This is a genomic window from Microcystis sp. LE18-22.4A (assembly GCF_027531105.1).
Taxonomy (GTDB): Bacteria; Cyanobacteriota; Cyanobacteriia; order Cyanobacteriales; family Microcystaceae; genus Microcystis; species Microcystis aeruginosa.
Genome location: NZ_JAPZRB010000209.1, coordinates 1 through 2,299 on the forward strand (window position 1 = coordinate 1; position 2,299 = coordinate 2,299).

Below are 2,299 nucleotides of genomic sequence, written 5' to 3' on the forward strand. Positions count from 1 at the left end.
TCCGATCCCTAAGCTGATACAATTAGCTAGTATCTTGTTCATAACCTGATAAGACTCCAAAAAACTAAGTGATTCTTACAATCTAGATGTTCACTTTGGTTTTGTCTGTGGGAATTTGTGGCCATTTTGGATTTTCTGATATAATAATTTTCGTGGGATAAAGTGGGATTTAGTGACAAAAAGGAGGGCAAGGCTCATGAAACAAGGCTAAATTTTCGTTAATAAGGCAAGAGAACAGGCAAAAGTTTTCGCTTGTTTTTCCAACTTTAACAATATCTAATGTAAAGAACAAATTACTAAATTAAGAGGTTAATCAGTAAAAAAAAGTAAAAAATGGAAGAATTATTAGAGTTAAAAAATCTATTAATAGCTGGCAATGTTCCCGATGCCTTGATTTTGGTAGAGGAAATGACAGAAATGAGTAAGGATGATAAGCTCAATAAGATTTTTAGCTTTAGTATTATTGTCCTATTACATCTGATTAAACAGCAAGCAGAAAAACGCAGTACACGCTCCTGGGAAACCTCTATTTCTAATTCTGTTCGACAGATTCAACGCATTAATCAACGACGTAAAACTGGAGGAAATTATCTAACAATAGAAGAATTAAAAGAAACCTTAGATGATGCTTATTCTTCGGCTTTAAGACAAGCGGCATTAGAAGCTTTTGATGGTATATATCAACCCGAAGAAATTGAGGCTATGATCGATAAAAATAAAATTATTAATCAAGCATTGGCATTAATATTAATCGATTAAGTAACAGGTGACAGTTGGAAACAAATCAGGAGGTTTAAATGTCAGAAACAGTCGCTTAAAGATTAGCAGCCTGTTTAAAAACCTTAACGGAGGAAAATTAATGATTAACTTAGAACAAATTCAACAAGATATTAACCAATTACCTGAAGAAGCACAAAACTTACTGATTGATTTTATTGAGTTATTAAAAAAACGCTATTCTTTGGCAAAAAAGCCAGAGATTGCAGCAAAAATAAACCCTGAAGCTCAAAGTACCCTAGACATTTTAAAAGAATCTGGATTAATCGGTTGTATTAGTGCAGAATCCGACCTTTCTACTAATTATAAATCCGTTCTCAAAGAAGGATTAAAAGCTAAATATGATCATCGTTGATACTGGGTTCTGGGTGGCTTTATTTAACAATAAAGATCAATATCATCTAATAGCACAGCAAACCTTAGCACAGTATTCTTCTCAACCCCTAATTACAACTTGGTGTGTTTTAACAGAAAGTTGTCATCAGTCCGTAGTAGTCCGTAGCGAATATGTCAGATTTTTAAATATAGCGCAGGGTTCAATTCATAAATTAGAAACTTATCTTCTCCTATCTGGACGGATAGGATGAGGTGAGCAAAAAGAGATAAAATAATAGTTGATATTTTGCAAGAGTAAAGTAAAATGATTATTAGTCTGATAAAAAAACGAGAAAACTAAAATATGTTCCCTTATCCCAACCAGCAATACAGATGTTCTATCACTTACTTATATGGATATTCAAACCCTTTTAGAATGGACTGATAAACAGGTATTAGACAAAACCGGTAAACATCTTGATTCATTGCAAGAATCCATCTTACAGGGTATTTGGGAACATCAAGATTACGAAAAAATTGCCAAAGATAATCAGCGCAGTTATGACCATATAAAAAAAGAAGCATGGAAGTTATGGCAACTGTTATCTGATGTTTTTGAAGAAGATATAAAAAAGTCTAATGTTCGTTCTATTTTAGAAAATAAAGCTTCATCTACTATTTATAATTTTGTTAACTCTCCACATAATAATATAAGAAATCATCATGTTAATGTCTGTAGAGAAAATAACCCCTATTCAGAAAACAACTTAAAAAAGTCTTCAAATTTTCCAGATAATGATCATCTATCCCCCATAATTAACCTAACAAAAGCTCCTGAATTAAGGTATAACTATGGACGTAAGTTAGAAATATCAACCTTAAAAGAATGGCTAGATAATAAAACTCGATTAATTACTATTTATGGGTTAAGTGGAATTGGAAAAACAGCTTTAACCCTTAAATTAATTTCAGAAATTGCCCCACAATTTGATTATATTATTTACCGCAGTCTGGAAAATATTCCTCAATTAATCGCTCTCAAAGATGATCTAAAACAGTTTTTCAGCCAATCTCTATCAACCCCCTTACCTGATATAATAGATTATCTAAGCTCCTATCGTTGTTTAATTATTCTTGATGATGTGCAGAATATTTTTAAACTGGGGGAATTAGCTGGTAAATATTTAAGCGACTGTCAGGATTATCA

At 32.1% G+C, this 2,299-nt stretch carries 3 protein-coding genes and 1 pseudogene; all 4 read left to right on the forward strand.

Annotation, left to right across the window (positions count from 1 at the left end):
- Positions 1–333 precede the first annotated feature (333 nt).
- Positions 334–759, forward strand: a complete 426-nt coding sequence (locus O9295_RS09155; RefSeq protein ID WP_288032748.1) for a DUF29 family protein — start codon at positions 334–336, stop codon at positions 757–759.
- A 100-nt stretch (positions 760–859) separates the two neighbouring features.
- The gene (locus O9295_RS09160; RefSeq protein ID WP_002761103.1) at positions 860–1,132 is read left to right on the forward strand and encodes a hypothetical protein; all 273 of its coding nucleotides are present in this window, start codon (positions 860–862) and stop codon (positions 1,130–1,132) included.
- A pseudogene (locus O9295_RS09165) lies at positions 1,119–1,259 on the forward strand (type II toxin-antitoxin system VapC family toxin); the annotation flags it as partial. The gene O9295_RS09160 and the pseudogene O9295_RS09165, both read left to right, overlap by 14 nt.
- Before the next feature lie 246 nt (positions 1,260–1,505).
- On the forward strand, positions 1,506–2,299 hold a 794-nt coding region (locus O9295_RS09170), incomplete at its 3' end, for a helix-turn-helix domain-containing protein (RefSeq protein WP_353851856.1).